Raw genomic sequence first — 22449 nt, 5'->3', positions numbered from 1 at the left:
CCGCCGAGAAGGCCGCCGGAGAGTGCCTGGATAGGCGTTACTCCGGGCTGGCTATTGGCTGCAAGGATCGAGAGACCTGCATTCAGCAGGCCACCGTTGATGAGCTACCGGCGTTCGTCTGCACTGACGCCGGGAGTCTGGCCGAGAAGGCCGTCAAGAAGTGCCATGGTATTGCCGCCTCAATGGATCATGGTGGAAGACTGTTCAGAGTCGACACGAGTCGATTCGTCTCGCTCGAAAACGGTGATGACCGCGCTCAGAGGAATCCACACCAGTCGGTCCAGATCCTCCTCACCGATCACGCCCGAGACGCGCATGAAATTTGGGACAGAGGCGTCCACGAACTTGCAGCGCACGGTGGGGCAGGGGAAGGGAGGTTCATCGCCCACAGGCGTGAGGTGCCAGGGCATGCAGCCCGGAGCGGCGATTGCACGGGTGGCGGCGTGGGTCGGGTCGAGTACAACAACGAAGTCCATGGATTTTTTCTCCTCAAAGGTAGTACGAGGCAAGGCCAGCGGCCGCACCGATTGCTGTACCCCAGCCTGGGGCGACTGAGCCAGCCGAACCGCCAGCGATGGCAGCACCGATTGCGCTACCGGCAGCTGCGCCACCAGCACCGGCAGCAATGGCACCTCCGGCTGTACGAGGTTTGTATGCGGGATTGAGGCCAGAGGTGGCCGAGCTCTGGAACTGGCCCGCTACGGAGTTGAGCGCATTGCCGTAGTTCGCAAGACGCTGCTGGTCGTAGCCGTATCGAGACTGGTACCAGTCGTTGTAAGCCTGGTCGATATTGCCCTGCGCGTAGTCCTGCTGAATCTGACCGAGGCCAGCGTACTGACCTAGATACTGACTCTGTAGGGCATTCAACCCCGTTAGGGACTGCGATGCTCCGAGCAGGTTTTGCGTGTTCTGCTGAGAAGCTGCAAGCTTGTTCTGGAACCCCTGCTGCCAAAGCTGCTGCTGGTTCTGTAGGTCGGTATACCTGAGGTTCGTCGAGTTCTGAGCAAGACGGTCGGCAAGAGTCTGCTAGCTCTACTGCTAAGCCTGAGCCATGGCAGAGCCGCCGAAAGCGCCGCCCTACGAGAACTGGGCTGCCAGCTAGGGCACAGCAGATTTGTTGTAAGCGTCGATCGTGTCCTAATTCGAACTCGCGATGACTTGGTTTAGGTACTGATTATCCGCGTAAGGATTAGCCGTGGCGGTGACGTTGTTTGATCCATTAAGTAGCTGCTACAACGCTGCCTACTGGTCAGGATTTGCACTCGCCGCTCGCTGACGAGCAATTTCAAGCGCGTAGGTCTGGTCAACGGTCGGAGCCGCATTAAGCTGGCCGCCGTAGGACTGATACGGCTTGCTGTTAACGTCGTTGGTCTGGTTGAAGAAGCCCTAATAGGCGTTAGCGAGCCACGGCGGAAGTTCGGTCTTCGTCGTGGTCGTCGTGTTCTTCGGCTGTCCGCCACCACCACCCATGTTTTATATCCTCAATTGGTTTCACTAAGCTCCGCCAAACTGGTAAGAGAGTTGCCGTGCATTTCCCGGCACGGCGTCGGGCGAGGTAGGGCCTTGTGGCGGCAAGAGCCCCTACATATATAGCTGTTTTCAGGGTGTCTTTCCGTCCCGTTCGGCCAGCAGCTGGCGCATCTTTGCCAAGACGTCAGCTCGATGGGTGGAAAGCCATCGTGTCGCAGCAGGCTGGGCCAACATGGCCTGGAGGGCACCGGATAAGGCCAGCCACTCCATGATTCGCGTCGACGGTTGCCGATAGTCTGCTAACGTGTTTGCTAGTCGGCATTGCTCTCGGAACGGATGGTGTAGCGGGAGGGCCTGGAAACGCGCGTCTTCGATGAGCGGTGCCAAGAGTTCCCGCAGCTCGTCGGCGGCATGTGTCGCCTCAGTTGCGAGGCGTTGGTCACGAGCGTGGATGGCCGCTTGCTGGGCGTCTAAGGTGGCCTGGCTCACCCACATGGCCGGTCCCTCCGAGTCATCTCCGCAAGGTCGAGAAGCACCCGTAGCGACGGATAGGTGTAGGCCGAGGCCGTGACTAGCATTTTGCCTATCGTCACCGTGCCAGCGAAGGCAACTTGGGGCATCACAATGAAGTCGAGCGGGAATGATCCATCGGGAGCCATACGGGCAAAGACCGTCATGTCGGCATTGCCGTTTACCTGCCGGATGTCCCACCACCTATGCCCGTAGCCGCGTCGCGATTGCAGAGTGTCGAATGCGACGGTCCATGCATCGTCCACCTTAAGTACCCAGCCGTGGCGCTCTACGTCGGACCCTCGGTCCTGTAGCTGCTCGGCAACGAACCCCACCAGCGACTCCCGCCAGGGACGTATCTTGTCCCTAATCACTGCGTGGCTGATGTCCCGTTTGGGCACGTATCCCAGCAGCTCGTATAGCTGGCGCAGGCTGCCGAAGCGCCTCATGTACGCTTGTCCGCTCAGAAGGCCGGGAGCACGGTCAAGGATGCCAATGGTTAGCCGTCCTTCTTGCTCAAGAACCCTTCGTGCATCCGCGAGCACTTCGTCGTCGCTTCGTCTGGCCCCTCGGTGCTTCCGGGCATTATTGGCCTTCTGAAAGAGCTCAACGGACACCAGCGGCTTGAACGCGCTGGGTGTCTCAACCCGCTGTGTCTCGGAACGATGCCGGTCGATGGCCTGGGTCGTTCGCCCGTATACGCAAGCGCCAGCATATTTAGGGTTCTGTACCATCGAGCGGATACGCTGCTCACGCCATGGCTTCCCTGAGGCTGTGTAGCGCCCGGCCTCGTTCAAGCGCCTAGCAATCTGGTAGGTGGAGACTCCCTGAGCCGCCAGCTCGAACACGTCGCGCACTAGGCGTACCTCGTGCATCGGGCCGGGGACGAGGATGACGCGGTCGGTAAGGAGAGCCTTGTATTCGCCAGTCCCCAATAGCCCCTTGCGTTTGCCAGAGGCGTCGACGAGCATCCGGCGGTAGCCATAACCGGCCGTCGCCCCCATGTGGTAACCAAGTCTAGCGAGGCGGGCTTGTCCGGCGTACACCTTGGCCGACAGTTCCCGGCTGTACTCGGCCGCGAGGTGTCGTTTCAGGCTCTTGAGGATGGCGGTCAGCGGCGACCGATCGTTCTCGAAGGGTTCGCCCACGTAGATAACTCGAACACCGTGCATCACGCACATGTACTCGTAGAACGCGGCTTGGTCTGCGTCCTGGAACCGCCCCCATCGACTCACATCGAGCACGAGAACGGCGGAGTAGGGTGGGGATTCGGTTACGTCCTGTAAGAGCCTTTGCAAGCCGCTACGGCCCTCTAGAGCCAGGCCGCTCCGACCCTCGTCGACGTAGTGCCGGACGATGACCATGCCGTGCGCTTCCGCGTACTGCTCAATGGCCGACCGCTGGTTGGCAATGGAGTGCTCCTGCATGTCTGTGGACATGCGTACGTACTCGGCCACGCGGGTGGCTCGGGTGGCCCTGCCAAGGGCGGGAGACTGCCTCATAACCGGCGATCGGTGGGACGGCCTTCACCACGCTACGCCGCTGCCCCTGGGTGATCAAGGCTGGCGCTACGAGCGATCCTCAGCACCCTTAGGCTTCCGTGGAGGTAAGCCGGTCTGAGCCGGGGTAGGCGACTTGCCGGGTGGACGAGGGTGGAGCTGACGGTATGCCGCCCATCGCTCGACCAGGCGCTTTGCATGGCGCTCCGAGCCCGCCCTAGCCTCTATCGCCTTGTCGCTGTCACCGCTCGGGTAGACGCTTACCCGCCACTGGCTTCCAGACGCCAGCGGCCGGATCATCACAAAGGGAACCCCGTTGTCTGCGACGCCGTACTGGTGAGGCATCGGAGCGCTCATTGGGTCGCCTGGTCTTGTCCAATGCACCTTGGTCATCGGCGCACCATATCCCCGAGCAGTCTCAAGAATGTGGACGGAGCGCCAGCACGGGGATAGGTTTCGACGGCAAACCGTTGGCCCCGCTAGACTTCGATCATGGACGCCAGAGAAGCCCAAATCCTGACCATCGCCGAGATCGTGCACGAGTCTGTCGCGATGAATGACGCGGCACTGGCTGTGGACTTTGACGAGGCGAGGTTCCGTGCGCAACTCGTCGTCGCCAAGGCAGATGCGGCAGGACTCGTTGATGTCGTGATCGCGGCCGCTAGAGTCCTTGATCGGCTTGGGCCGCTCGGGACCGAGCCTACCGGCGGCTACGGCGAGGCAATGCTGGCGCTTGCTCACCGTCTGGATGACCTCGGATTCGAGCCAGTCTGAGAACACGTCCCCACTGGTCGGAATGTAGGCGAAAGACTACACGCTTCGACGGTCATCCCCTACAGATGAGATCGCGCGTTAATAGGCACGATGCCACGCGCTCCTCCGGCGCGTACTCATCAAAGGGGAAAAATGAAACTGTCACAAATGGGTCTTGCAGCCCTCTTTATGCTTGCCTCGATACCGGCATCGGCAGGTACGGTCACGGCTGGCTATGTGACGCGACTCTATGTCCGTCAGAGCGATGGCCTCGTCTATTTCGAGACGTCAGGAACCATCAATAACAGGGCGGGTTGCGGCATATCGAACACGACGTGGGTGCTGCCGGGAGAAAACACCGAAACGTCTAAGAGACAGTACGCAGCACTATTGGTCGCCAAGGCGTCGCATCTCAGCATCGACGTGCACGGTTCGGGGACGTGTACCCGATGGGGCGATAGCGAAGACGTCAACATCATCGTTGTTAATGACCAGTAACGAGGTGGCACGATGAACATTTCTCGTTACCTCGTCGCTGCCTTCTTGGCCATCGCGGGCGCGGCCCATGCTCAGTCCACCCAAAAGTATTTCGGGTACTACGGCGCGGATTACCCCATCGACTTCAACATCTCGCCGGGCGGGTCGGCCCTGCCCGAGATGAAGGACCACATCAACCTCTACTCCATCCTCTACTGGTCCGGTGACGAAAGTCCGGCGGGTCGCGCGGCCACCGAAGCCTATGTGCTCGATCAGCTGGCCAAAGCAAAGGCGGTCGGCGCGCATGCGGTGGTTTCAGCCTTCCCGTTCCTTTACAAGCCGAGTGCTCCGGGTAGCGGTCGCCAAGTCTTCGACCCCTCGGGCGTCGCTGCGTGGCAAAGCTTGGCAAGCAAGATGGCCGCACGGGGCTACATCGTACCCGGGGATCCTGCGCGAAGCACGGTCGTGGCGGTGTACCTCATTGACGAACCCAACAATGACGACAAATACCTTTGGGATGTCAACGGCGCGGCCAATCCGAATCTCGTAAACGTGGCTGCAACCATCCGGCAAACGGCCGAAACGGCTGGGCTGCCGCTTGCGGCCGTGTTGACGTCGCACTTCAAGGGCTTTGAACGTGGCATGCAATTGCTCGACTGGGTGGGATTCGACCACTACGGGGACAGCGATTCGGAATGGCGGAATACCTTCAACGCGTTGAAGTCCCTGACCCCGGGCAAGAAATACATCGTAGTGCCTGGGGCAATGCAGGGGTGCAACGACGTTTCGGTGGAACCTCGGGGTCGCTATTTCTCAGCGATCGAGAACGATGCCAGCGTCACGTGGATCGCACCGTTTGCCTGGTTCTCGCGGCTGGCCAATCAGGACTCGTGCAAGGGCATCAGGGATATCCCCTCCTTGCGGGCAGAGTATACGGCCGAAGGCAAGAAGATCAGGGATCTACAGTGCGCATCTTCCCCGGCAGACAAGCAGTTCTGCGCGGCGACTACCGATATCTCGGCAGCGCTGCAGCTCCTTCTCGATTAGCGAATGCCTCGGATTCTCAGGTGATCACTCTGCAACCGGTCTATCCGGATGTCAGTGCCGCCACCGACCTTCTGCTCAACCACTGATCATTTCAAAGGACAATCCTATGAATCGCTACTCGCTCGCTATCGCTACCGTGCTCGCTTTGGCGTCGACCTCCGTGTTGGCCAACGAGGACGCTGGTCGCACCATTTCTGATCTTGGTGCTCAGGGCACCGGCTACGTGGCGGTAAGGGAAGGTTTCTCCGCCCCGTGCACGTTTGGCGTCGTGTATCTTCCGGACCTCAGCCAGTACAACTCACGGGCCATGATGGCGGTCTTGCTCTCCGCTCAAAGTCGTGGAGCCCAGGTCGCCATCACCTACGACCAAGCGGCGTCTGGTGTTTGTACTGCTTCGAAAGTCTCGGCCAAGTAAGACTACGCCCGGGGGTGAGGGACCGAATGTCCTCACCCCATCGCGGCCAGATATTGTCCCGCCGCCCTACGCAGCCATTCACGCATCAAGCGTTCGATGCGGCGCGTAAGCCTTCGGTATCCAGTGGCCCGCACGCCAAGTTGCCTTGCGCGATCGTCCATCGAAATCGCCGCCCTCCCACACAAGATTCGCTGCACCGCGTCTGTCACGGCCTCCGATGCGAACGGACTGCGAACGCATGCCAGGGCATACCGCTCGACAGCGGGCCAGTAACGAGGTACATCCCCTGTGGCGTAGAGCATGAGCATGGCCTCTAGAGGCCCGTCAAGCTTTGCGAATGCGAAGGCGGCTAGGGCGCCGAAATCTTGGCCTCGCCTTGGTAAAGCTACCTGCACGTGACGCGATGACCAAGTTCGGTGGGCGGGGATGAGAATCTTGCCGTTGTCCCTGACGGCCTTTTCCTCGGTTCGTCCACGTCGCAGGATCATCAGCCCCGCGCGATCTTGGGTGACGTTGTCGCTCCACGGGGATGCCCTATGCCAGTCCGGTTGCCAGTGGTTGCCTTGACCGAAGGCGGCAACGATTCGCCTCGCCACCGCCTCGATCACCAGTTCGTCGTTCTCGGACCGCCCGCCGTCAGCCATGACCGATCTCCTCAAGTGCACTTGCGCCGCCAAGAGCGCCGGTCGGGTAAGTGGAGGATGCATCCTCCCGGAAGTACGACGATGGTTACGCCAATTGAGTGCAGGTTATGGGGCGGCTGGCGATTTGGCTCTATCCATTGCATCCGGAATGACGACGACTCGGTCTCGTGCGTCGCCTGAGCTTGGTTACGGAAGATGACCTCTTGATATTTGAAAGTCATAGAAAGTCCTAGAAAGCTTAGAAAGACATAGAAGGACATAGAAGGACATAGAAGTGACAAGTTAGGCACAGCGTCGAAGTTCGGCACCCAGAGGCCCTAATAACTGGCTCATGTGGCTGGTTGTCTCCGCTGTGTAGACGAGGCCTTCGATGTTGTCGGGAGTCGGGGCATAGACCCTGGGGATGATTAGCGTTCGAACGGATGGATGGCCTCCCGACTCGGTGAGGCAGTAGAAGAGACCGGTTCCACGTGGGTTGTCGTCCTCAACGGCACTGCGCATCAGCAGGTTGTCTGCATCAATTCCCGTCTGGCACGCCAAGGCATGAAGGTCGCGAGCAAACCGGGTGTTGATCCCGAACGACTCATCCAACAGTCGTCGTGTGTTGGGATTGAAGTACCAGAGCGGGTAGCTTGTATCGCCCATCGAGGCAACAGCAAGGCGAGTAATCGCCCCAATCTCTACGAGAAAAGCCAGGGCGCGACTAAGCTTACGCATCGGATCGTCTGAACCTGGGTACATGGAACTGGCTACGTACGTAGAGCACTTCCAGTCATCGGATGGGGCCTTTACTAGCCAGATATCACCAGCAGAAGTTTCCACTTGGCAGCCAAGTTCAAAGATGTCAACGAAACCTTCGTGCTCCCATGGCTGCCACGGATATGCAGAGGTTGAGGCGCCGACTTCGTGCTTGTAGTCGATCACCGCGTACAACGTCAGTAGGGCGATCACTGCATCTAAGCGGACTTCTGACGAGGCCGTAGAACGGGGGTTGCACATCTGCCGGAGGAGAGTTCCGGCAGCATCCTTCTCGACTATCATGCTAGGCAGGTAGGCGACCTCTCCGGAGAGCACTGGCAGTCGGTAAACCGTCCCGTAGCCGGAACGCAGGTTTGTAACTTCACTCAACCTGAGGCCGTCGCCACGAAAGTCATGCACGGCTTGCATGGCTTGCACGCAACGAGGGCGGCTAATCCCGGTGACCCGAGTCATCAGCTTTGCTCCCGCCGACGTGTGCTCCTTGTAGTCTTTGCCGTTGTCGTCCCTCTCCTTGTCTCTATAGTCTCTGTAGCGGGCGTAGCAGAGCACGAGGTATGCAATCAGGGGTTCGGGGCGACGGTATGCAACCGCTAACGCATGTGCTGCGACCATCGGCACTTTGAAGTAGGTTTCGCCTGGCACGCTCTCGTTTGAGGTCATGCAGTTTCCCCCGCCTCGCCCGAGACAGCATCTCGGTTCGCTGCATTCCTCACTTTCGCGAGGGCCTCGATCCGTGAGCCTGTTCGTGCAGCCCTTTTCAGTTGCGAACGGACGGCACCCCACCTAGCCTCTACTTTCGGCCTTTCGCGAACCAAGATAGAGAGCTGCTCGCTAGATAGGCGGGTGCCTAGGCGGCTGATTCCGCCGACCTTCACCAGTTCGGACAGCAGTCCGCAGACAGGCTCACCTTTGAGGTGCTGGGCACGGGGCCATTGCGGGTCAAGCGGGCACACCGGAGCGTTGCACGAGTCGAAGCGGGGGCAGCGGAGGGCGTTCATCAGGCTGCACCTCGCGTGGCCTCAACTCGATCGGCGCACCAGTTCTGTACCTCGCTCTCGATCCAGGCAGAGGCCAGCACGCCGAGCTTGACGCGACGCGGAAACTGCCCCTTTGATTCGAGCTTGTAGACGTAAGATCGGCTCAGCCCGGTCTGTTTGAGAACATCCGGGAGGCGGATAAAGCGGATAGGGCTTGCTGAGGTCTGCATTCGACGGCTCCATAGGCTGGTGGCCTATTGGAGCCCCGAGTGGACATGTCGCGTCAGACGTAAAATGTCGGCCAGGCCGAGCGGTTGCTACGGTGGTAAAAATGCCGATTTCCTAGCCAATTACCACTCCATTTCGACGCTCCTTCTTCATCGCTGCCTTCATGAACTGCGCTACGTCGGCCTTATGGATTCCGTGCCACGGGAGGATGGCCGAGCAGACGCGGATAAAGCGGGATTGCTGAGACAAGCTCAACGTTCCTAGCCCGCAGATCTTCCAGAACCTAGCGATAATCGTCGCCGTTAGCTGGTCTTGTCCCGCCGCTACACGTCGCCCAAGCCTTTTCGGATGCTGATGAAGGTCTGCGTCCAGGGCTCGAAGGCCCTCAAGAAGTAGCGCAAGGTCGCTAGGGAATCTTGGCGCAAGAGTCCTTTTACTCGCTGTCTCCCCGTGCCTCGCGTCTTTCAGGTAGCGCAAGGCATCGCTTTCGTGCCATTTTTTAAGAACATCGTGCAGGTGGCCCGCTGCATGGCTAAGTTCAACCGTAAGGTCGAGGAGTTCTCCTGAAGTTGGATTCGGACGCGAGGTGATCTTCTCTGCGCTCTCTGGCAGCATTGCAAGTCCGAAAGCCCTGGCGGCTGTCGACCCTCCGAGCGCATGTCCGATTTGCCGAGCTCTCGGCTGTGATAGAGCATCGAGGAAAAACGTGACGGCATCGTCAGGCGATTCGAACGGCAGTCGTTCGCATATCTCACGGACGCCTTCGTCGCCCTTTACGGCCAGCCCGCACGCAAATATCGGAGAGAGACCGAGGCTTCCAAGCTCTACTTGATGATGTACAACCCATACCGTCGGATCTTCATGCTGATCGATAGGGCGCAAGTAAACGCCACCAGCGGGGTCTAGAATGCGGTTCGCTGAGAGTGCGGTGTCTTTGCGGTGGTCGGAACCGTAGGCTAGTAATTTGTCGGCAGTCGGGTCGTCAGCGAGAAGCAACTCTCGTCGTCTGATCAAGGCTCTGTCTGTGACGTCGCGCCAGGCCTCGTCGTTGTTCCAGCCATATAACGACGTAACGAATTTCTTGCTCATGAAATCGCGTACTCATCGTAGGTCGACGCGGCCCAGGCAACAGGGGCCGCGTCCACATGTCTGCGTGCACTAAAGCCCTTTGTCACCCTGCCTATCGATCACTCGACCCAATACGACGAAGTCATCGGCTCCGGCGGCCACAATCGCGTCTGGGTATGAGGTCTTGTCAGGACTATCGGCGTTAACGCTTAGTACCGCTCCCTCAAATGAGAGGCGTCGTACCCGCACGGCCCCCTCTGAAACAACGAGGTAGCAATGGCCGCTGTCAATATCCCGATTTCCAGTGTCAACGGTGATGATGTCGCCAGCGCAGATTGTTCCTCGCATGGCGTCGTCGAGCACACGGAGGCGCCGGATCTGAGACGAGGGGCTCAGAAGCTCGGTAAGCTGTTCATGGCTCGCGCGGCTAGCATGCAGTTCGTTACCCATGGTGGCTCTCCTCAGTTCGACTTGCTGACATTGCCCGCAGCGAGCGTACGCACCGCCGTCAGGACAGCCTGCTGATCACAACGCGAAAGCTGGCGAAAGAGGACGAGCAGGTCGTGCTCATCCGCCGTCTCGGCGTAGAGAACCTGAATTGCCGGGGAGGGCCTCGAAAGGGCCGTCAATCCATCCGAATGTGCCGTTACACTATTTGTAGCCATGATCGCGACTCCTACTGTCGTGGTGGTGGTTAGGCGGGCGGGGTGTGTCAGCACCTCGTCCCGCCGCTTCCGGCACGCGCCGGAATTCTTACGCCGCAGACCCCGCCTGCGACTTAAATGCAACGACCTTGCCACCGGCTTTAAGGCCGTCAAGGTAGTCCGCCCAGGCTTGCATCATCCGCGTGCGCTCGTCGAGGTACTGAGCGGCGTGAGTGTATGCCTCGCGGACCTTGTTGGATTCAGCGTGGGCTAGCTGGCGCTCAATGGCGTCCGGATTCCAGCCCATTTCATTGAGTCGTGTAGCGGCCAAGCTACGGAACCCATGGCCCGTCATTTCCGTGCCGGTGTAGCCGAGGCGGCGAAGTGCGCTGTTTACCGTGTTCTCGCTCATCGGACGGACACCACTGGCGATGGACGGGAAGACATAGCGGCCGTGCCCCGTGAAGCCTTGAAGCTCGCGAAGGATGGCGACGGCCTGCGTCGAAAGCGGGACGATGTGCGCCGCCTTCATCTTCATCTTCTCTCCGGGAATACGCCACACGGACCCGTCTAGGTCGAATTCGGACCACTCAGCACGACGCAGTTCGCCAGGGCGGACGAACACGAGGGGAGCGAGACGAAGGGCGCAGAGGGTGACGTACTGGCCCGAGAAACCATCAATGGCACGGAGAAGCTCGCCGATCTTGAGCGGGTCCACGATGGCCGCGTGATGATTGACCTTGGGTGCCTTTAGAGCGCCACGGAGGGAGCCTGTGGGGTCACGCTCGGCCAGCCCCTCAAGCATGGCGTAGCGGAATATCTGGCCCGCTTTGATCTTGGCTCGCTTGGCCGTTTCCAGCTTGCCTGCATCCTCGATCTTCCGAAGGGTCGTGAGCATTTCCCGGTCGGTGATCTCCTTGATCGGACGATGCCCAAGGTCTGGATACAGGAAGCTCTCAAGCAGCCACCTGTTCTTATTAGCCGTGACTTCGGCGACCTGTTGGCGGGCGAGCCAGAGCACGGCGACGGATTGGAAAGTGGGAGTAGGGGCTAAAGCGAGGGAGCGTGCGCGCTTCGCCTCCTGACGGCTGGCGCTCGGGTCGATCCCATTTGCCAGCGAGGCACGGGCGGCATCGCGACGGAGACGAGCCTGGGCGAGCGTCACGGAGGGGTACGTGCCAAGGCTTAGCATCTTCGCCTTGCCCTCGAAGCGGTAACGGAAGCGCCAGCGAAGGCCGCCGCTGACCGGAACCTCGATCACCAGCCCCGCTGCGTCCGTCACGCGGTAGAGCGTGGCCTTGGGCTTGAGGGCGCGCAGTTTGGCGTCGGTGAGCATTTGAGTAACCCGAGGGCTCGCGGTGAGTACGGGTATACCTTACGCACAAAGTTACTCACATGCAATAGGGGCTGCGGGTGGACGTGAGAGGCTGCCTCAGGAAAGACGGGCACAAAAAAACCCGCTGCTGAGGCGGGTTCTTCGAGGGCTTCGGAGAATCGTCGATGCCCTTAGATCAATCTTTGGTGCCGAAAGTGGGACTCGAACCCACACTGTATCTCTACAAACGGATTTTGAGTCCGCCGCGTCTACCGGTTCCGCCATTTCGGCTGGGGCCCGCGATTATGCGTCAATCAGTGGACCTGGTCGAGGCCCAGCTTGCGCTCGGTGCGGTGGTACCAGTCGTCGCCCTCGGGGTTGAACACGGCGCACTGGGTCATCCGGCCCGAGTAGATGTGCAGGCTGACGGCCACGGCGTCGTCGCTCGGGTTGCGGATGGTGTGGTACTCGTGGGGCGGAATCAGGCTGCCGGCGGAGCCGGGGCCCGCCTGGATCGAGCCGACCGGCCGGAAGTGGTAGCGCTCCGCGTCGTGGCCGAGCAGCTCGTACTGGACGATCTCAAGCGCGCCGTTCCAGACCCCTTCGACGCACCACATGCCCGAATGGTCGTGGATCAGGGTGCCCTGGCCGGGGCCCCAGGTCATGGCGACGACGCTGTAGCCGTGCTCGTCGCTGCGATAGAGCTCACGGCGGGCGTAGTGGTCGCCGGCGGTCTCCATGACGCAAGAGGGCAGGATGACCTCCTGGGAGCGGATCAGGCGGCATAGCGCGTTGCGCAGGGAATCCGTCAGGGCCGGGGTGCTCGGCTGAGCCACGGCGGTGTCGATGGCGTCGATGAGCTTGCGGCTGCCCGGGAAGTCGACGGTGATCATGGGTGGAACCTCGTGGGGAAGACGTGGGGGCCCGTTTCGCCCCCGATCATACCAAACCGTGGGTCAGATCGAGGCCAGGAACCCGCCAATGGCCCGGCTGTAGTTGTCGATGTCGACGAGGAAGGCGTCGTGGCCCTGCGGCGAATCCAGGGCCACGAAATCGACGTGCGCGCCGGCCGCTTCCAGTCCCTTGGCGATCGTTTCCTGCTGTTCCAGCGGGAACAGGATGTCCGTGCTCACGCCGATGACCAGCGCGCGCTCCACCTGGATACGGGCCAGGCCGCGCATGACGTCGCCGTCGCCGTACTCCGCCACGTCGAACCAGTCGCTCGCACGCGACAGGTACAGGTAGCTGTTCGGATCGAACTGGCGGTTGAAGCGCTTGGCGTGAGCTTCGAGGTACGACTCCACCTGAAATTCGAAACCGAACGGCGAGGTCTCGTCGCGATCGTCGGGATCGAGGCGAATGCGCGCGAATCGGCCCTTCCACTCCATCGCCGAGCGATAGGTGATGACGCCCAGTTTGCGAGCGATGCCCATGCCGTGTTCCGGCCATTCGTCGCCCGCGTACTGGCCTTTGTTCCAGTGCGGGTCGAGGCGGATCGCCTCGCGTTGCAGCGAGCGGATCGCGATCGCGAACGGTTGCGCCTGCGGTGCGGTGTCGACGCTGATGTGCGTGCGCGCGGCGCCCGGGTGCAGCAGCATGTACGCGAGCGCGCCCATGCCCCCCATCGAGCAGCCGACGAGGCAGGCGAGCTGCACGATTCCGAGGCCGGTGACCGCTTCCCACGCCGCGTTCGCGACATCCTCGAGCGAGAGCTCGGGAAACGTCAGGCGATACGGCGCGCCGGTCGCAGGATCGATGGAGGCGGGGCAGGTGGAACCCTTGTCGCTGCCGAGCGAGTTGACGCAGATCACGAAGAAGCGGTCGGTGTCGAACGCGCGACCCGGCCCGATCATCGCCTCCCACCAGCCCGGTGTCGGGTCCTCGGCGTTCGAGGCCGCGTGCGCGCTGGGCGACAGCCCGGTAAGGATCAGGATAGCGTTGTCGCGCGTCGGCGAAAGCGTGCCCCAGGTCTCGTATGCCACCCGCGCGCCGTGAAGCACCCCGCCGCGCTTCAAATGGAAGGGTGAACCCAACGTGTGATACCGCCTCGCGTCGCCCATGACTACCTCACTGCATGACTTCTTAGGCTACTTCTTTCGGTCCGCGGCGGCGAGAGAGCGGTGGGCGTTCGCGATGGTGCGATGAAAATCGTCGGCTCGGCGGCATCTTCGCTGGAGGGGCCGTTTACGCGTGACGTTGGTCATTGACCGGTGGATGGGCGATGAGCAGACTGGCATCACCATCAGCCAAGGAGGCAGGATATGAACGGTAAAGGAAGCGCTAAGGCACTTAGCTCGACGTATGCATGGATCGACCAGGCGCGCATAAGCGAGACCGAACCGCATTTCGGGATCATCGACACCGAATACCCCGATTTCGATTTCAGCATCGAACTTGGCGATGACCACGGGCTGAAGGTACGAGATACGCTCTACCTTTGGATCAGGCATGTGGGCGGCGCCCCCGTCGAGGTGTATCGGCGGACTCTCACTTTCGAAGACCTCGACGAGGTGAAGTTCCAGTTACCGGCGTCTTCGCTGGGGACACTTCATCCTACCGGCGTATTCGAAGCTCAGGTCTTGTACATCGAGACATCCGGTTCAAGCGAGCAAACCTGGTCGAGCGTGTCCGTTTTTCAATGCACTTATCTCTGACCGCACCTATCTTCCGGACAAAGGGAAGAGCTGTTTCCGATCTCGACACATCGAGGTCAGGCGCGAATCATTCGGGACGATTCGCCGGTGAGATCCTGCTTCGGGCAACGGCGATCTGCCGGGCGACGGCGTGCGCCACGTTGGAATCCGGGTCGAGCAACGGCTGCAGCTGGCGCCAGGTCGCGACGGCGTCCGCGTAGCGTTCCTTCTGGAACTGCGCGATGCCGAGCAGCCAGAGCGCGCGCTGGTTGTCCGGCGCGGCGTTGGCGGCGCGCTGCAGCAGCTCGAAGGCGCGCCCGTCGATCCGATGGTCGTCGCGCGCGAGGGAATCGGCTTCCGCCCAGCCGACCATGGCGGGCACGTTCCGCTCGTCGATGGAGATGACCTTGCCGTAGGCGTCACGGGCGGCGGCGGGCTGTTTGGCCATCCCGTAGGCCTGTCCGAGCAGCATCCAGCCCTGCGCGTCCTCGGGCCGCTCCTCGAGGCGCCGCACGAGTTCGCCGATGGCGTCGTCGAGCGTGACTTCCTTCGGCGGCTCGACACCCGCGAGCGTGACGGGGGTGCCGACGAGCATGTACAGGGCGGCGCTGGCGGTCGGCAGAAGGATCGCGATGGCGACCACGATTGCGAAAACACCGCGCGACCGACCGTCCCGGCGGCCCTGGCGGACCAGCGGAACGAGGAGGAGGGCCAGCGCGACGACCAGCATGGCCGCGGCGGTGAGATAGAACGCGAGGGTCACCAGTCGTCCCCGTTGTCGTTGGCCGGCGGAGCGGCGGGCGCCAGGCGCGCTCGGCGGCGAACCTGCACGGCGACGACGATGCCGCCGACGGCGAGCAGTAGCAGCGGGCCGAACCAGAGCAGCCACGTCGACGGTTCGACGGGCGGCTTGTACAGCACGAACTGCGAATAACGCTCGACCAGGAACGCCTTGATCTCGTCGTCGCTCCGGCCCGCCTGCATCATCTCGAACACCTGTCTGCGCAGGTCGTGCGCGATCGGCGCGTTGGAGTCGGCGAGCGTCTCGTTCTGGCACATCGGGCAGCGCAGTTCCGCGCTGAGCTTCTGGAAGCGGACTTCCTCGGCGCGATCGCGGAACGGCATCGGCTGGATCGCCTGCGCGGACACGGCGGCCGACAGCATGCACAGCGCGAGCACCAGAAGGACGCGGCGCATCACGGCGTTTCCTTTGCCAGCGCGGCGATGGCGGGCCGGATCTCGTTCTCGAGCACGTCGGGCGTGATCGGGCCGATGCGCTTGTAGCGGATGACGCCCTTCGCATCGATGAGGAACGTTTCGGGCGCCGCGTAGACGCCGAAGTCGATGCCGGCGCGTCCGTCGCGATCGGCCACGACGACGTCGAACGGATTGCCGTGTTCGGCGAGCCAGGCGGTCGCGGCCTGCGGCTCGTCCTTGTAATTGAAGCCGACGAGCGGGATGCCCAGCCGCTTCACGCCGGTCATCAGGATCGGGTGTTCGTGCACGCACTCGACGCACCAGCTGGCGAAGACGTTGAGCAGGTACGGCTTGCCGAGCAGCGAGGTCTTGTCCACCGTGCGCGACGGCTCGCCGAGCACGGGCAGGGCGAAGGCCGGTGCCGGCTTGTCGATCAGGGGTGAGGCGATGTCGTGCGGATCGTGACCGGTGTTCCACCAGATGCCGAAGCCGAAGAGTCCAGCGAGCAGCAGGAACGCGACGAGAGGCAGCAGGCGGCTCATGCCAGCGACTCCTTCGGCGCGGCGGCCGGCACGTCGGCCGCCGCCGTCTTCTTCGCGCGGAAACGCCGTTCGGCCGCGGCGAAGAAGCCGCCCGCCATCATGAACAGTCCGCCGAGCCAGATCCAGCGCACGAAGGGCTTGTGATACAGGCGCAGAGCCCAGGCGCCCTGGACGTCGTTCGGGTCCATCGGCTCGCCGAGCGCGACGTAGATGTCGCGGAACAGGCCCGCGTCGATCGCCGATTCGGTCTGCACCTGCCCACGCGAGTAGGTGCGCTTCTGCGGATGCATCGTGCCGACCGACTTGCCTTCGTGCAGGATCGTCACGATGCCTTCGTCGGCGCGCCAGTTCGGGCCTTCGGTTTCCTCGACACCGTCGAAGCGGAAATCGTAGCCGCCGATCGACGCGCTCGTACCCGGCGCCAGCCGGACGTCGCGTTCGACGCTGAGGGATTCGGAGAGCATCACGCCGATGAGGAAGATCGCCACGCCCGCGTGCGCGACCAGCATGCCGGCCATCTCCGCGGGATAGCGCCGCCCGCGCGGCATCTCGCGCCAGCGCTTGATCACGTAGGCGAGCGTGCCGGCGGCGACCCATACCGCGCCGCCGACGCCCGCGATGGCGCGCAGCTGGCCCTGGGCGAAGAACGCCGCGACGACGGCGCAGACCACCGCGGCCACGCCGGCGCGCAGGGCCATCGCCGTGAGCTGGTGGCCCTCCGCGCGGCCCCAGCGCAGGTAGGGCCCGAACGGCAGCAGGAGCACCGCCGGCGCCATGAGCAGCACGAACAGGAAGCCGAAGTACGGCGGGCCGACGGAAACGCGACCGAGGTTCAGCGCGTCGCCGATCAGGGGGAACAGCGTGCCGAGCAGCACCATGGCGGCGGCTGTCGTGAACAGCAGGTTGGCGACCATGATCCCGGTCTCGCGCGACAGGGGCGCGAATGGCTTACCGGTCGCGACCTTCGGCGCGCGGATCGCGTAGAGCAGCAGCGAGCCGCCGATCACCACGACGAGGAAGCCGAGGATGTAGAGCCCGCGGCGCGGATCCGACGCGAAGGCGTGCACCGAGGTCAGCACGCCCGAGCGGACGAGGAACGTGCCGAGCAGCGACAGCGAGAAGGCGAACAGGGACAGCAGCACCGTCCACGCCGGCAGCGAGCCGCGCTTTTCCGTCACGGCCTGCGCGTGGATCAGCGCGACGCCGACCAGCCATGGCATGAACGACGCGTTCTCGACGGGATCCCAGAACCACCAGCCGCCCCACCCGAGCTCCGCGTAGGCCCACCAGCTGCCCGCCACGATGCCCATGGTGAGGAACGCCCAGGCGACGTTGGTCCACGGGCGCGCCCAGCGCACCCAGGCCTGCTCCATCTCGCCACCGAGTAGCGCGGCGATCGAGAACGCGAAGGCGACCGAGAAGCCGACATAGCCCATGTAGAGCACGGGCGGGTGGAACGTCATGCCCGGGTCCTGCAGCACCGGGTTGAGGTCGCCGCCGTCCGCCGGCATCGGCAGTTCGCGCACGAACGGGTTCGACGTGAACAGGATGAACGCGAGGAAGCCGACGCCGATCAGGCCGAGGACGCCGAGCACGCGCGCGACGAACGGCTGCGGCAGGTGCCGGCTCAGCGCGGCGAGCGCCACCGACCACACGTTGAGGATGGTGACCCACAGCAGCATCGAGCCTTCGTGCGCGCCCCACACCGCGGTGACGCGGTAGTACCAGGGCAGCGCGAGGTTCGAGTTGTCGGCGACGTAGGCCACGGAAAAATCGAACGTCGCGAACGCATAGATCAGGATGGCCATCGCCGCGAACACGAAGACGCCCTGACCGGCGGCGGCGGGCCGCGCCACGGCCATGAGCGCCGCGCTCCCGCGCCACGCCCCCACGATGGGGAGGAGGCCCTGTGCGATGGCCAGGAGCAGCGCGAGAACGAGGGCGAACTGGCCGAGTTCGGGGATCATGGGGTGGCGTCCTGGGTGGCCTTGTCGTCGATCCGACGATTCTCGTGGGCCTTGGCCATGGCGTCCTTGAGTTCCTTCGGCATGTAGTTCTCGTCGTGCTTGGCCAGCACTTCGCTGGCGATGAAACGCCCGCTGTCCATGCGGCCCGTGGCGATCACCGACTGGTTGTCGCGGAACAGGTCGGGGAGGATGCCGGTGTATTCCACCGGCATCGCGCCGGCGTCGTCGACCACGATGAAGCTCACCTTCAGCGTGTCGGCCGCGCGCTGGATCGATCCGGCCTTGACCATGCCGCCCAGGCGGAAGGTCGGGTACTGCGTGGCCTGGCCTTCCTGCACCTGGCTCGGGGTGAACAGGTAGCTCATGTTCCGCTGCAGGGCGAACACGATGAGGCCCACCGCGATCGCGGCGGCGACGACGACGGAAATGACGATGGCGAGGCGGCGCTTACGCGTTGGATTCATTAGCTCTGCGAGGTTCCGGGCCGGCGGCGGTTTTCCTGGCGCGCGATCCGTGCGCGCAGGTCGCGCAGGTTCCGGCGGCGCCTGGCGAGTGGCGCCAGCGTGTCGATCAGGAGGACGATGAGGAAGACGGCGACGGCGCTCCACACATAGAAGCCGTAGGCGCCCATGGCGAGGTTCATGCGGCGCCTCCCTCGCGGACCAGCAGGTCGCGCACCCACGCCTTGCCGCCTTCGGAGGCGATGAGGTCGGCGCGGACGCGGGCGAACAGGCTGGCGATGTAATACAGCTTCGTGGCGACCATCATGGTCAGCAGCGGCCAAAGCATGCTCGCCTCGATGTGCGACGGACCGACGAGGCGAACGGTGGAGCCCTGATGGAGGGTGTTCCACCAGTTCACGGAGAAGTGCACGATCGGCACGTTCACGGCCCCGACCAGCACGAGGAAGCATGCCGCGCGCGCACCCTGGCGACGATCCTCGAACGAGTGATACAGGCCGACGATGCCGAGGTAGATGAAGAGCAGCACGAGTTCGGAGGTCAGGCGCGCGTCCCACGTCCACCAGGTGCCCCACATAGGCTTGCCCCAAAGCGAGCCGGTGACGAGCGTGATCAGGGTGAACGCGGCGCCGACGGGTGCGGATTCCATCGCCACGACCTCGGCGATCTTGATGCGCCACACCAGCCCGACGAAGGCCGCCACCGCCATCGCGCCGTAGATGAAGAGGCTCATCCAGGCGGATGGCACGTGGATGAAGATGATGCGGTACGCGTCCCCTTGCTGGTAATCCGCGGGCGCCACGAAGAGGCCCGCATAGAGGGCCACCGCGCCGAGGACGAGGGCGAGGCCGAGCGCCCACGGGCGCACGGCGCCGGCGAAACGGTAGAACACCGGCGGCGAGCCGAGGCGGTGAAGCCAGAGCGGAACCCAGTTAGCCATCGATCCTCGTGGGGTTGCGTGCGGTAAGCCGGGCGTCCCCCTACGGGCCGCACGGCTGCGTGCGTCAGGTGTCCATGGCGATGCGAAGCGCGGCGGCGCAGGCGAGCGGCGCGAGGACGACCGCCATGACCAGTCCGGCGCCCAGCCAGGCGATCGGCGCGATCCACGGCAGCCCTTCCTGCGCGGCGGCCACGGCCCCGGCGGCGAAGATCACGACCGGCACGCACAACGGCAGCAACATGAGCGCCAGAAGCATACCAGAGCGCCTCGATCCCGCCGTCAGCGCGACGAGCACGGCGCCTAGCAGGCTGAGCAGCGGCGTCGCGATGCCCAGGGCCATCACCAGCGCGGGCAGGGCGGCGGCGGGCAGTTTCAGCATCCCCGCGAGCAGCGGTGCGACGACGATCAGGGGCAGCGCCGAGGTGATCCAGTGCGCGAGGATCTTCATGCCGACGAGCAACGCCAGCGGTTGCGGCGCGAGCATCAGCTGCTCCATCGAGCCGTCGTCGATGTCCGCGCGGAAGAGCTGGTCGAGCGACAGCAGCACCGCCAGCAGCACGGTGACGAAGACGACGCCGCCGGCGATGCGGGCGAGCAGTTGCGGCTCGGGTCCGAGGGCGAACGGGAACAGCGTGGCGACGATCAGCGCGTACAGCACGGGCATAGCGATGTCGCCGCGGCGCCGCCAGGCCAGGGTGAGGTCGCGCCGGAGCAGGGCGGCGCAGGCGGCGGGAGTGCTGCCCGGCGTCATGCGTGCAACCGGATGCGCCGCGGTTCGCCGCCAGCGAAGCTCACCGCGCCATGGCTGGTGACGAGCGCCGCGCCGCCGCGGTTCGCGTGGTCGTCGAGCAGGCGGTTGACCAGCGCGATGCCGTCGCGGTCGAGGTTCGCGTAGGGCTCGTCGAGCAACCAGACGCGCGCCGGCAGGATCAGCAGGCGCGCGAGCGCGGCGCGCTTCTTCTGACCCGCGGAAAGGCGGCGTACCGGTTCGTCCTCGAACCCCGCGAGCCCCGTGTCCGCCAGCGCGGCGTCCGCGTCTGCGTCGGCGCGAAGGCCGTACAGGCCCGCGCTCACGCGAAGATTCTCCCGCGCGCTCAGGTCGAACTTGAGGCCCAGGTGATGGCCGAGAAAGACGACGGCACCGGCCATCGTGTCGAGCGAGAAACGCAGGCCGTCCAGAAGCACCTCGCCTTCGCCGGCGCGCAGCATCCCGGTCAGCACGCGCAACAGCGTGGTCTTGCCGCTGCCGTTGTCGCCCTCGACGAGCGCGATCTCCCCCGCGCGCAGCGCGAAGTCGACCGGCCCGAACACCGGCTCGTCCTGGCGCGAGAACGACAGCGCGCGGGCTTCGAGGAGGATCGGTGGTTCGGCGGAAGCAGGCATCCGGCGATTGTTGCGAGGTATGCCAAGGAAGTCCATGGCGCGAGGGTCGCCCCCCTGTGGGAGCGGACCTGGCCGCGACAGCTCTTCGCCGGACGCGACAGGTCCTGCGCCGCGGTACTAGGAGACCGTTAGAGCGGCAGCGGAGGCAGGGTGGCTTCGAGCGTACGCACCGCCGCGTCCAGATCCACCGAGCCGACGCTGTCATGACCCTTCAGCAACTGCTCCAGCAACGTGTCCTGCGCCCGACCCCGCTCCAGCGCGTACGCATACGGAAGGTGGGTGAAGGTGACCATGCGGTAGCGCGGGAGGTAGTGCGTCGGCGAGCGCTCCGCGAGCAGCGCGCCGAGTTCGCGCTTGCGCAGGTAGTGCGGATCCGCGACCGAATCGCGCATCTCCACGTAGTTCTCCAGCGCCATGGTCGCGATGGCGTCCGCGTTCGGCTTGCGCCGCGCCTCGAACGCGGCGAACACGGCCGCCGGATCGTCGGGCGTCGCGGCGAAGAGTTCCGCCAGTTCCGCCGCGTCCTCGAACCCGCAGTTCATGCCCTGGCCGTGGAACGGCACGATCGCATGCGCCGCGTCGCCGATGAGCAGGGCGCGCCCCCCGATGTGCCAGCGATCGAGGTAGAGCGTGCCGAGCGTGCCGACCGGATGCGCCGCCCAGTCGGCCGCGAAATCCGGCATCAGGGCGAGCGCGTCGGGAAAATCCGCGCGGAAGAACGCCTCGGCGGCGCCGACGCCCGCGATCGTGCGGAAGCTCGGATGCGGCCCGTCGTTCGGGAGGAACAGCGTCACGGTGAAGCTGCCTTCGCGATTGGGCAGGGCGATCGACATGTAATGACCGCGCGGCCAGATGTGCAGCGCGTTGCGCTCGATCGCGAAAGGCGCCGACGGATCGCGGCCGGGAGGAATCTCCAGTTCCTTGTAGCCGTGGCCCAGCTCTTCCACGCGCTCCCCAAGCGGCGAATGCGCGTGCATGGCGGCGCGCAGGGCCGAACCGGCGCCGTCCGCGCCGATCACGACCGGCGCGTCGACGGTCCGCCGTGTGCCGTCCGGCGCCCCGAGGGTGAGCGTTCCGGCGTCGAGATCGGCGGCGACGAGGCCCTGGTCGAAATGGATCGTGGCGCCGGCGGCTTCCGCGGCATCCAGCATCAAGGTGTTGAGCCCGCCACGCGACACCGACCAGATCACTTCGGAGTCGTCGACGCCGTAGCGCTGCAGGCCGCTGTGACCCGCGGGGTCGTGGACCATCCGGCCGCGCATCATCACGGCCTGATCCAGCACTTTTTCGGCCAGGCCCGTCGCGCGCAGGGCATGCAATCCGCGCTCGGCGAGGGCGAGGTTGATCGACCGGCCCCCTTCGAAACCCGCGAGGCGCGGATCGGAGCGGCGCTCGTAGACGGTGACGCGGAACCCGCGCTGGGTGAGGAGCGTGGCGACGAGGGCGCCGACGAGTCCGGCGCCGACTACGGCGATGTCGTTACGGGGCATGGAGGCCTGTGTCCGTGCGCGATATTGCGG

At 63.8% G+C, this 22449-nt stretch carries 26 protein-coding genes and 1 tRNA gene; 5 read left to right on the top strand and 22 right to left on the bottom strand.

Features of this window, described 5'->3' with window-relative positions; translation table 11 throughout:
* Window positions 1–179: 179 nt before the first annotated feature.
* Window positions 180–626 carry a hypothetical protein gene (locus BMY69_RS08490; protein ID WP_090177121.1) on the bottom strand — a complete coding sequence of 149 codons (447 nt, stop codon included), beginning with the start codon at window positions 624–626 and terminating at the stop codon, window positions 180–182.
* A 1329-nt stretch (window positions 627–1955) separates the two neighbouring features.
* The gene (locus BMY69_RS08480; RefSeq protein ID WP_090177116.1) at window positions 1956–3482 is read right to left on the bottom strand and encodes a recombinase family protein; all 1527 of its coding nucleotides are present in this window, start codon (window positions 3480–3482) and stop codon (window positions 1956–1958) included.
* 489 nt (window positions 3483–3971) lie between these two features.
* Here BMY69_RS08480 and BMY69_RS08475 point away from each other — a divergent pair, with 489 nt between their 5' ends.
* The 4 genes from BMY69_RS08475 to BMY69_RS08465 all read left to right on the top strand — a co-directional run bounded on the left by BMY69_RS08475 (window position 3972) and on the right by BMY69_RS08465 (window position 6171).
* Entirely contained in the window at window positions 3972–4253 is a 282-nt protein-coding gene (locus BMY69_RS08475) for a hypothetical protein (RefSeq protein WP_090177114.1), read from the top strand.
* Window positions 4254–4385: 132 nt separating this feature from the next.
* A complete protein-coding gene (locus tag BMY69_RS19310) occupies window positions 4386–4730 on the top strand; it encodes a hypothetical protein (RefSeq protein WP_143070433.1) in 345 nt (114 codons plus the stop codon).
* 12 nt (window positions 4731–4742) lie between these two features.
* Entirely contained in the window at window positions 4743–5756 is a 1014-nt protein-coding gene (locus BMY69_RS08470) for a hypothetical protein (RefSeq protein ID WP_090177112.1), read from the top strand.
* Between the two features lie 106 nt (window positions 5757–5862).
* Window positions 5863–6171: a hypothetical protein gene (locus BMY69_RS08465; protein ID WP_090177110.1), complete on the top strand. Its 309-nt coding sequence runs from the start codon at window positions 5863–5865 to the stop codon at window positions 6169–6171.
* Window positions 6172–6203: 32 nt separating this feature from the next.
* On the opposite strand, the gene BMY69_RS08460 is transcribed toward BMY69_RS08465, so the two are convergent.
* The 10 genes from BMY69_RS08460 to BMY69_RS08430 form a co-directional block, all read right to left on the bottom strand.
* A complete protein-coding gene (locus BMY69_RS08460) occupies window positions 6204–6815 on the bottom strand; it encodes a hypothetical protein (RefSeq protein WP_090177108.1) in 612 nt (203 codons plus the stop codon).
* A gap of 282 nt (window positions 6816–7097) precedes the next feature.
* Window positions 7098–8234, bottom strand: a complete 1137-nt coding sequence (locus BMY69_RS08455) for a hypothetical protein (RefSeq protein WP_090177105.1) — start codon at window positions 8232–8234, stop codon at window positions 7098–7100.
* A 337-nt stretch (window positions 8235–8571) separates the two neighbouring features.
* Window positions 8572–8781: a helix-turn-helix transcriptional regulator gene (locus BMY69_RS08450; RefSeq protein ID WP_218143147.1), complete on the bottom strand. Its 210-nt coding sequence runs from the start codon at window positions 8779–8781 to the stop codon at window positions 8572–8574.
* A gap of 112 nt (window positions 8782–8893) precedes the next feature.
* Window positions 8894–9868: a P-loop NTPase family protein gene (locus BMY69_RS19305; protein WP_143070432.1), complete on the bottom strand. Its 975-nt coding sequence runs from the start codon at window positions 9866–9868 to the stop codon at window positions 8894–8896.
* A gap of 69 nt (window positions 9869–9937) precedes the next feature.
* The gene (locus BMY69_RS19300; protein WP_143070431.1) at window positions 9938–10297 is read right to left on the bottom strand and encodes a S24 family peptidase; all 360 of its coding nucleotides are present in this window, start codon (window positions 10295–10297) and stop codon (window positions 9938–9940) included.
* An 11-nt stretch (window positions 10298–10308) separates the two neighbouring features.
* Window positions 10309–10512: a hypothetical protein gene (locus BMY69_RS19295; protein ID WP_143070430.1), complete on the bottom strand. Its 204-nt coding sequence runs from the start codon at window positions 10510–10512 to the stop codon at window positions 10309–10311.
* A gap of 88 nt (window positions 10513–10600) precedes the next feature.
* A complete protein-coding gene (locus tag BMY69_RS08445) occupies window positions 10601–11827 on the bottom strand; it encodes a tyrosine-type recombinase/integrase (protein WP_090177101.1) in 1227 nt (408 codons plus the stop codon).
* 183 nt (window positions 11828–12010) lie between these two features.
* Window positions 12011–12097, bottom strand: a tRNA-Leu gene (locus tag BMY69_RS08440).
* 23 nt (window positions 12098–12120) lie between these two features.
* Complete coding sequence (locus BMY69_RS08435; RefSeq protein ID WP_090053791.1) at window positions 12121–12699, bottom strand: cysteine dioxygenase family protein; 579 nt, start codon at window positions 12697–12699, stop codon at window positions 12121–12123.
* Between the two features lie 63 nt (window positions 12700–12762).
* Window positions 12763–13866, bottom strand: coding sequence for a homoserine O-acetyltransferase MetX (locus tag BMY69_RS08430; RefSeq protein ID WP_090177098.1), 1104 nt, complete (start codon window positions 13864–13866; stop codon window positions 12763–12765).
* A gap of 201 nt (window positions 13867–14067) precedes the next feature.
* Between BMY69_RS08430 and BMY69_RS08425 the strand changes: the two genes are divergently transcribed.
* Window positions 14068–14460: a hypothetical protein gene (locus BMY69_RS08425; protein WP_090177096.1), complete on the top strand. Its 393-nt coding sequence runs from the start codon at window positions 14068–14070 to the stop codon at window positions 14458–14460.
* Window positions 14461–14527: 67 nt separating this feature from the next.
* Here the strand turns inward: BMY69_RS08425 and BMY69_RS08420 are convergent, their stop codons facing one another.
* The 10 genes from BMY69_RS08420 to BMY69_RS08375 form a co-directional block, all read right to left on the bottom strand.
* Complete coding sequence (locus BMY69_RS08420) at window positions 14528–15202, bottom strand: tetratricopeptide repeat protein (protein ID WP_090177093.1); 675 nt, start codon at window positions 15200–15202, stop codon at window positions 14528–14530.
* Window positions 15199–15636, bottom strand: a complete 438-nt coding sequence (locus tag BMY69_RS08415; RefSeq protein WP_090053786.1) for a cytochrome c-type biogenesis protein — start codon at window positions 15634–15636, stop codon at window positions 15199–15201. The genes BMY69_RS08420 and BMY69_RS08415 overlap by 4 nt, the downstream gene beginning before the upstream one ends.
* A complete protein-coding gene (locus BMY69_RS08410) occupies window positions 15636–16178 on the bottom strand; it encodes a DsbE family thiol:disulfide interchange protein (protein WP_090177090.1) in 543 nt (180 codons plus the stop codon). The genes BMY69_RS08415 and BMY69_RS08410 overlap by 1 nt, the downstream gene beginning before the upstream one ends.
* Window positions 16175–18145 carry a heme lyase CcmF/NrfE family subunit gene (locus BMY69_RS08405; RefSeq protein WP_090177087.1) on the bottom strand — a complete coding sequence of 657 codons (1971 nt, stop codon included), beginning with the start codon at window positions 18143–18145 and terminating at the stop codon, window positions 16175–16177. Before BMY69_RS08405 ends, BMY69_RS08410 begins: the two co-directional genes overlap by 4 nt.
* Window positions 18142–18609: a cytochrome c maturation protein CcmE gene (gene ccmE, locus BMY69_RS08400; protein WP_090177084.1), complete on the bottom strand. Its 468-nt coding sequence runs from the start codon at window positions 18607–18609 to the stop codon at window positions 18142–18144. The genes BMY69_RS08405 and ccmE overlap by 4 nt, the downstream gene beginning before the upstream one ends.
* Window positions 18609–18788 carry a heme exporter protein CcmD gene (ccmD, locus tag BMY69_RS08395; RefSeq protein ID WP_090177082.1) on the bottom strand — a complete coding sequence of 60 codons (180 nt, stop codon included), beginning with the start codon at window positions 18786–18788 and terminating at the stop codon, window positions 18609–18611. Before ccmD ends, ccmE begins: the two co-directional genes overlap by 1 nt.
* The gene (locus BMY69_RS08390; RefSeq protein ID WP_090177079.1) at window positions 18785–19546 is read right to left on the bottom strand and encodes a heme ABC transporter permease; all 762 of its coding nucleotides are present in this window, start codon (window positions 19544–19546) and stop codon (window positions 18785–18787) included. The genes ccmD and BMY69_RS08390 overlap by 4 nt, the downstream gene beginning before the upstream one ends.
* 64 nt (window positions 19547–19610) lie before the next feature.
* On the bottom strand, window positions 19611–20297 hold the full coding sequence (gene ccmB / locus BMY69_RS08385; RefSeq protein ID WP_090053774.1) for a heme exporter protein CcmB: 687 nt from the start codon (window positions 20295–20297) through the stop codon (window positions 19611–19613).
* A complete protein-coding gene (ccmA, locus tag BMY69_RS08380; protein WP_090177077.1) occupies window positions 20294–20929 on the bottom strand; it encodes a cytochrome c biogenesis heme-transporting ATPase CcmA in 636 nt (211 codons plus the stop codon). The genes ccmB and ccmA overlap by 4 nt, the downstream gene beginning before the upstream one ends.
* Before the next feature lie 128 nt (window positions 20930–21057).
* A complete protein-coding gene (locus tag BMY69_RS08375) occupies window positions 21058–22419 on the bottom strand; it encodes an FAD-dependent oxidoreductase (protein WP_090177074.1) in 1362 nt (453 codons plus the stop codon).
* Between the last annotated feature and the right edge of the window lie 30 nt (window positions 22420–22449).

Source organism: Luteibacter sp. UNC138MFCol5.1 (assembly GCF_900110505.1).
Taxonomy (GTDB): domain Bacteria; phylum Pseudomonadota; class Gammaproteobacteria; order Xanthomonadales; family Rhodanobacteraceae; genus Luteibacter.
The sequence above is the reverse complement of the archived record's forward strand: the minus strand, read 5'-3'. Positions and strand labels throughout refer to the sequence as shown.

What these genes read in the sequence shown, in the direction of transcription:
- BMY69_RS08480 (WP_090177116.1), bottom strand. Translation starts at nt 3,482, where the DNA reads ATGAGGCAGTCTCCCGCCCTTGGCAGGGCCACCCGAGCCACCCGCGTG.
- BMY69_RS08475 (WP_090177114.1), top strand. Translation starts at nt 3,972, where the DNA reads ATGGACGCCAGAGAAGCCCAAATCCTGACCATCGCCGAGATCGTGCAC.
- BMY69_RS19310 (WP_143070433.1), top strand. Translation starts at nt 4,386, where the DNA reads ATGAAACTGTCACAAATGGGTCTTGCAGCCCTCTTTATGCTTGCCTCG.
- BMY69_RS08470 (WP_090177112.1), top strand. Translation starts at nt 4,743, where the DNA reads ATGAACATTTCTCGTTACCTCGTCGCTGCCTTCTTGGCCATCGCGGGC.
- BMY69_RS08465 (WP_090177110.1), top strand. Translation starts at nt 5,863, where the DNA reads ATGAATCGCTACTCGCTCGCTATCGCTACCGTGCTCGCTTTGGCGTCG.
- BMY69_RS08460 (WP_090177108.1), bottom strand. Translation starts at nt 6,815, where the DNA reads ATGGCTGACGGCGGGCGGTCCGAGAACGACGAACTGGTGATCGAGGCG.
- BMY69_RS08455 (WP_090177105.1), bottom strand. Translation starts at nt 8,234, where the DNA reads ATGACCTCAAACGAGAGCGTGCCAGGCGAAACCTACTTCAAAGTGCCG.
- BMY69_RS08450 (WP_218143147.1), bottom strand. Translation starts at nt 8,781, where the DNA reads ATGCAGACCTCAGCAAGCCCTATCCGCTTTATCCGCCTCCCGGATGTT.
- BMY69_RS19305 (WP_143070432.1), bottom strand. Translation starts at nt 9,868, where the DNA reads ATGAGCAAGAAATTCGTTACGTCGTTATATGGCTGGAACAACGACGAG.
- BMY69_RS19300 (WP_143070431.1), bottom strand. Translation starts at nt 10,297, where the DNA reads ATGGGTAACGAACTGCATGCTAGCCGCGCGAGCCATGAACAGCTTACC.
- BMY69_RS19295 (WP_143070430.1), bottom strand. Translation starts at nt 10,512, where the DNA reads ATGGCTACAAATAGTGTAACGGCACATTCGGATGGATTGACGGCCCTT.
- BMY69_RS08445 (WP_090177101.1), bottom strand. Translation starts at nt 11,827, where the DNA reads ATGCTCACCGACGCCAAACTGCGCGCCCTCAAGCCCAAGGCCACGCTC.
- BMY69_RS08435 (WP_090053791.1), bottom strand. Translation starts at nt 12,699, where the DNA reads ATGATCACCGTCGACTTCCCGGGCAGCCGCAAGCTCATCGACGCCATC.
- BMY69_RS08430 (WP_090177098.1), bottom strand. Translation starts at nt 13,866, where the DNA reads ATGGGCGACGCGAGGCGGTATCACACGTTGGGTTCACCCTTCCATTTG.
- BMY69_RS08425 (WP_090177096.1), top strand. Translation starts at nt 14,068, where the DNA reads ATGAACGGTAAAGGAAGCGCTAAGGCACTTAGCTCGACGTATGCATGG.
- BMY69_RS08415 (WP_090053786.1), bottom strand. Translation starts at nt 15,636, where the DNA reads ATGCGCCGCGTCCTTCTGGTGCTCGCGCTGTGCATGCTGTCGGCCGCC.
- BMY69_RS08410 (WP_090177090.1), bottom strand. Translation starts at nt 16,178, where the DNA reads ATGAGCCGCCTGCTGCCTCTCGTCGCGTTCCTGCTGCTCGCTGGACTC.
- BMY69_RS08405 (WP_090177087.1), bottom strand. Translation starts at nt 18,145, where the DNA reads ATGATCCCCGAACTCGGCCAGTTCGCCCTCGTTCTCGCGCTGCTCCTG.
- ccmE (WP_090177084.1), bottom strand. Translation starts at nt 18,609, where the DNA reads ATGAATCCAACGCGTAAGCGCCGCCTCGCCATCGTCATTTCCGTCGTC.
- ccmD (WP_090177082.1), bottom strand. Translation starts at nt 18,788, where the DNA reads ATGAACCTCGCCATGGGCGCCTACGGCTTCTATGTGTGGAGCGCCGTC.
- BMY69_RS08390 (WP_090177079.1), bottom strand. Translation starts at nt 19,546, where the DNA reads ATGGCTAACTGGGTTCCGCTCTGGCTTCACCGCCTCGGCTCGCCGCCG.
- ccmB (WP_090053774.1), bottom strand. Translation starts at nt 20,297, where the DNA reads ATGACGCCGGGCAGCACTCCCGCCGCCTGCGCCGCCCTGCTCCGGCGC.
- ccmA (WP_090177077.1), bottom strand. Translation starts at nt 20,929, where the DNA reads ATGCCTGCTTCCGCCGAACCACCGATCCTCCTCGAAGCCCGCGCGCTG.
- BMY69_RS08375 (WP_090177074.1), bottom strand. Translation starts at nt 22,419, where the DNA reads ATGCCCCGTAACGACATCGCCGTAGTCGGCGCCGGACTCGTCGGCGCC.